Source organism: Streptomyces sp. CO7, assembly GCF_053474865.1.
Map to the genome: position 1 here is coordinate 179,215 of NZ_JBRIOU010000001.1, position 5,350 is coordinate 184,564.

Annotated in this window: 3 protein-coding genes; 2 read left to right on the plus strand and 1 reads right to left on the minus strand. The window is 71.5% G+C overall.

The window, feature by feature from the left end:
- Positions 1-130 precede the first annotated feature (130 nt).
- Positions 131-2,890 carry a penicillin acylase family protein gene (locus ACOV8S_RS00820; RefSeq protein WP_448315320.1) on the minus strand — a complete coding sequence of 920 codons (2,760 nt, stop codon included), beginning with the start codon at positions 2,888-2,890 and terminating at the stop codon, positions 131-133.
- Positions 2,891-3,167: 277 nt separating this feature from the next.
- Between ACOV8S_RS00820 and ACOV8S_RS00825 the strand changes: the two genes are divergently transcribed.
- Positions 3,168-4,730, plus strand: coding sequence for a potassium/proton antiporter (locus ACOV8S_RS00825; protein ID WP_448315322.1), 1,563 nt, complete (start codon positions 3,168-3,170; stop codon positions 4,728-4,730).
- 196 nt (positions 4,731-4,926) lie between these two features.
- A complete protein-coding gene (locus ACOV8S_RS00830; RefSeq protein ID WP_448315324.1) occupies positions 4,927-5,277 on the plus strand; it encodes an FmdB family zinc ribbon protein in 351 nt (116 codons plus the stop codon).
- The last annotated feature ends 73 nt before the right edge of the window (positions 5,278-5,350 follow it).

The window sequence follows — 5,350 nt, forward strand, 5'->3', positions numbered from 1 at the left end:
CCCCGGCCCTCCCCGGGCGTGCCCCTCCCCCGCCGGAGCGCGGGCCGGTCCCGCCGCGCCCGGGAAGGCCGCCGGGGCGGCTCCCCCGTGAGGGAACCGCCCCGGTGCGGTGGGCCCGGCGGGCGGGCCGTCACGGCTTCAGCGTGAGCGTCTCCTCCGTGGCCCGCTTCACCGCGGCCGCGGAGAACGGCCACTCGTACAGCTCCCCCTTCGCCCACGCGTCCGTCTGATCCACGTAGTGCGAGCTGTACGCGTGCCCGGACGCGCCCGTGAGGTTGATCCACTTCGACTTGTCGAGGTCGTCGAGGTTCACCACCATCCGCATGGACGGCACCCAGACCACCCCGTACCCGCCGGCCGCGTTCCAGCCCGTCGCGTCGACGGTGGACTCGCCGCCGCCGAGCTCCCAGGGCCCGCGGTTGAGCATGTGCTGCAGGAAGCCCGGACCGGCCGTGCCCATGGTCTGGTTCTTCAGGTACAGCGTGTGCAGCCGGCCCCAGCTCCAGCTGTCCATGTCCTTGCCGAGCTTCGCCGTCAGCTCCCAGCGCGCGTCGACCATGGCCCGCTCGAGCAGAGCGTCCCGGTCGTTCCTGGCGCCGTCACGGCCGCTGAGCGACTTGCCGGTGGTCCACCACTCGCTGTCCTGGTCCTCCATCAGGTTGCGCACGACCTCGAACCACCGGTCGCCGCCGTCCGGCTGGGCCTGCGTGGCGCTGCGCTGTCCGCACTCGCGGACCTTGTCCGCCTCCTCGGCGGGGCCGGTGGTGTTCACCGGCTCCACCCACAGGCACTGGCCCTCGACCCGCAGCTCCTTGGGCAGCTTGTTGCCGAACGCCAGCTTCAGGATGTTGCGCCACACCGCGTTGAAGTACGCGGCCGCCGCCGAGTCCGGGGTCTGGGTGCGGTCCCAGCTCTCCAGCAGCTCCTGCGCGTCGCGGACGTCGTCGTCCTCCAGGTCGATCTTCAGCAGCTCGGGCACCAGCAGCTTGGCGATCTCGCTGCTGCTGTCGGTCTGCATCTCGCGCATGTCCTCGGTGGAGACCTTGCCGCCGCCCTCGATCTTCGCCTTGACCAGGTCGTTGATCCGCTGGCTGCGGGCGCCGTAGGACCAGTCGCCGGTCAGCAGGTACGGGTAGGCGTCCTCGTCGACCACGGCCTGGTTGGCGGTGACGATGTAGCCGCGCTCCGGGTTGAACTCGTAGGGCAGCTCGTCCTGGTCGATCCAGCCGGTCCAGCGGGCGGCGCGCTCCCAGCCGGGCGCCGGGAGCGCGCCGTCGTAGCCCTCGGCGCGGACCGGGATACGGCCCGGCAGCTGGTAGCCGATGTTCTTCCGGTCGGCGTAGACGAGGTTCTGCGAGGGCACCTCGAACAGCTCGGCGGCCTTCCGGAACTCCTGCCAGTTCCGCGCCGTGTTGATGGCGAAGACGGCGTCCATGGTGCTGCCCGGGTCGAGCGCGGTCCACCGCAGCGAGACCCCGTAGCCGTCGCCCCGGTCGGGTGCGGCGGCCTTCACGCCGGCCTTCCTGCCGACCTGGACGAGCTCGTCGTCGCGGTCGGAGAGGAGCGGGCCGTTGTTGGTCTCGCGCACCACGATCTTCTTGTCCGCCCCGCCGGCGACCTTGATGGTCTCCTCGCGGGTGCGGAAGGGGACGGTCTTCCCGTCGTACTGGTAGCCGTCGCGGCTGACCTTCTGCAGGTACAGGTCGCTGACGTCCACGCCTGAGTTGGTCATGCCCCAGGCGATCTGCGCGTTGTGGCCGATGACCACGCCGGGCATGCCGGAGAAGGTGTAGCCGGAGACGTCGTAGCGGCAGCTCGCGGAGACGGTGCGGCAGTGCAGGCCCATCTGGTACCAGACCGAGGGCAGCGCGGGCGACAGGTGCGGGTCGTTGGCCAGCAGCGGGGCGCCGCCCACGGTGTGCTCCCCGGCGACCACCCACGAGTTGGAGCCGATGCCGTTGCCGTTGACGCCGACCGCGGTGGGCAGCTCGTCCAGCGCGCCGTAGAGACCGGCGAGCTGGCTCTGCAGCCCGGCCTGGTCCTCCGCCGCGACCCCCGGGAGGGTTCCGGCGCCGCCCTGGGGCTGCTCGCTCGCGGTGGCCTTCTGGTCCCAGGCGCCGGTGGCCTGCGAGTAGGCGCCCTCCTGCACGATCGTCCGGTTCCGCTCGAACGGGTAGCCCGGGTACAGGTCGGCGATCTGCTTCGCGTCCAGCCTGCTGGTCATCAGCGAACGGTCGATCTCGTCCTGCATGTTGCCGCGCAGGTCCCAGGCCATCGCCTTGAGCCAGGCCACCGAGTCGACGGGGGTCCACGGCTCCGGCGTGTAGTCGCCGGTGAGCGCGAGCGCCGCGTACTCCAGGGAGAGTTCGTCGCCCTCGCGGTCGCCGAGGTAGGCGTTGACGCCCTTGGTGTAGGCCTGCAGGTACTTCTTGGTGGGGGCGGACAGCTTCTTGTCGTACTCCTGCTGCGCGACGCGGCGCCAGCCGAGGGTGCGCAGGAACTCGTCGGTGCCGACCTGGCTCGCGCCGAACATCTCGGAGAGCCGACCCGCGGTCAGGTGGCGGCGCACGTCCATCTCGTAGAACCGGTCCTGCGCCTGGACGAATCCCTGCGCCATGAACAGGTCTTCCTCGGAGTCGGCGTAGACGTGCGGCACGCCCTGTCCGTCGCGCCGGACCTCGACCGGGCCGGACAGGCCCTTGAGGGTCAGCGACCCGCTGGTCTGCGGGAACGAGGCACGGACGGTGCTGACCGTCCAGTACCCGCCGTAGACCAGGCCGCCTATGAGCGCCAGGACGACGAGAAGGACCAGGAGTCGGGCTTTGCGCCCCTTCTTCCTGCCGGACTTGCCGGGCTGCTGACCGGAAGAGGCGGTGGTGTTGGGGGGCATCGCTGTCCTTGCTGTCCTCACGCGAGCGGCGGGGCGGGCGGTGGTCAGTTCTGGGCGCGGCGGCGTGGCCCGACGTCGCGCTGGAGCAACGATAGGCGCACGGGGCGCGGCGGCTTGACGCGGCGTCTGTGAACCCGTGGCATCAGGCGAGCGGGGTGTCCAGGGTGTCCCGTTCGTCCCGATGCGATGCCCGGCAGGAGCCTCCGTCGGGGCGCGGAGTGGCGAAAGCGCGTCAAGAAAGCGTCAAGAGTTAGGTAAGGTAACGAAAGACCTGCCGATGCCGTCCCGTGCGCACACGGGGCCGTTCGCAGCACCTCGGAGGGAAGGGAAGGGGCGCCAACTGTCTGTCGACCACCTCAACCAGCTTCTGCTCGGCGCCTCGCTCGTCCTCCTGGTGGCCGTGGCCGCCGTGCGCGTGTCCTCACGCAGCGGACTCCCGAGCCTCCTCATCTACCTCGGCATCGGCATCGCCCTGGGCTCCGACGGCATCGCGGGCATCGAGTTCGACAACGCCGCGCTCACCCAGGTCATCGGCTACGCGGCGCTGGTCGTGATCCTCGCCGAGGGCGGACTGGGCACCAAGTGGGGCCAGATCAAACCGGTGCTGCCCGCCGCCTCCGTGCTGGCCTCGGCGGGCGTCGCGGTGAGCGTGACGATCACCGCCGCGGCCGCCCACTACCTGGCCGGGCTGGAGTGGCGGCAGGCGCTGATCGTGGGCGCGGTGGTCTCCTCGACCGACGCGGCGGCCGTCTTCTCCGTGCTGCGCCGGATCCCCCTGCCGACCCGCATCACCGGCACCCTGGAGGCCGAGTCGGGCTTCAACGACGCCCCGGTGGTCATCCTGGTCGTCTCCTTCTCCACCGCCGGGCCCTTCGAGCACTGGTACCTGCTGCTGGCGGAGATGGCGATGGAGCTGGCGATCGGCGCGGCCGTGGGCCTCGCGGTCGGCTGGCTGGGCGCCTGGGGACTGCGGCGGGTCGCGCTGCCCGCCTCCGGCCTCTACCCCATCGCCGTGATGTCGATGGCGGTGACCGCCTACGCGGCGGGCGCCATCGCGCACGGCAGCGGCTTCCTCGCGGTCTACCTGGCGTCGATGGTCCTGGGCAACGCCCGGCTGCCGCACCACCCGGCCACCCGAGGCTTCGCCGACGGGCTCGGCTGGATCGCGCAGATCGGCATGTTCGTCCTGCTCGGCCTGCTGGTCAACCCGCGGGAGCTGGGCGACGACATCCTGCCCGCGCTGGTGATCGGCCTGGTCCTCACCATGGTGGCGAGGCCGCTGAGCGTGATCGCCTGCCTGTCGCCGTTCCGGGTGCCCTGGCAGCAGCAGGCGCTGATGTCGTGGGCGGGGCTGCGGGGCGCGGTGCCGATCATCCTGGCCACCATCCCGATGGTGGCCGGGGTGGCGGGCAGCCGCCGCATCTTCAACATCGTCTTCGTGCTGGTCGTCGTCTACACGCTGATCCAGGGCCCGACGCTCCCCTGGCTGGCCCGCAAGCTGCGCCTGGGCGACGACAACGAGGCCTCCGACCTGGGCATCGAGTCCGCGCCGCTGGAGCGGCTGCGCGGCCACCTGCTCTCCCTGACCGTGGACAGGGAATCCCGGATGCACGGCGTCGAGGTCGGCGAGCTGCGGCTGCCGGTGGGCGCCTCGGTCACCCTGGTGGTCCGGGCCGGCGCCTCCTTCGTGCCGTCGCCCGCCACGGTGCTCCAGCGGGGGGACGAGTTGCTGGTGATCGCCACCGACCAGGTGCAGGACGCCGCCGAGCGGCGCCTGCGGGCGGTGGCCCGGGGCGGAAAGCTGGCCGGCTGGCTGGGCACGTCGGGGGCGGCCAGGTGACGGCGGCCGCGGCGGGAGGACCGGTGGGCCCAGGTGGGTCCGTGGTGGCCCGTGGCGGGTTGCGCAGTGGTTTCCGCGGTGGTCCGCGCAGTGGTTTCGGTCACCGGACGGGGTGCGGCAGTGGACTGACGGCGAGGAATGCGTCAAGATGGATCGTCGTTAGCACTCATTGAGTGAGAGTGCCAGGAGGAAGACAGTGCCGACCTACCAGTACCAGTGCACCGAGTGCGGCGAGGGCCTCGAGGCGGTGCAGAAGTTCACCGATGACGCTCTGACCGAGTGCCCGAACTGCCAGGGCCGCCTGAAGAAGGTGTTCTCGGCCGTCGGCATCGTCTTCAAGGGCTCCGGGTTCTACCGCAACGACAGCCGCGGCTCCTCGTCGAGCAGCTCGCCGGCCGCGAAGTCCGGCTCCTCGAGCAGCGGCTCGAGCTCGTCGGCCTCGTCCTCCTCCTCGGCGTCGGGTTCGTCCACGTCGTCGACGTCGGCCCCCGCCGCCTCGTCGGCGCCGGCCTCGACCTCCTCGTCGAGCAGCAGCTCGGCCGCCTGACCCACACGTCGCGGGCCCCGCTCCCCTCCCGGTCGCCACCGGGAGGGGGCGGGGTCTTCGCGCGTCCTGGGGG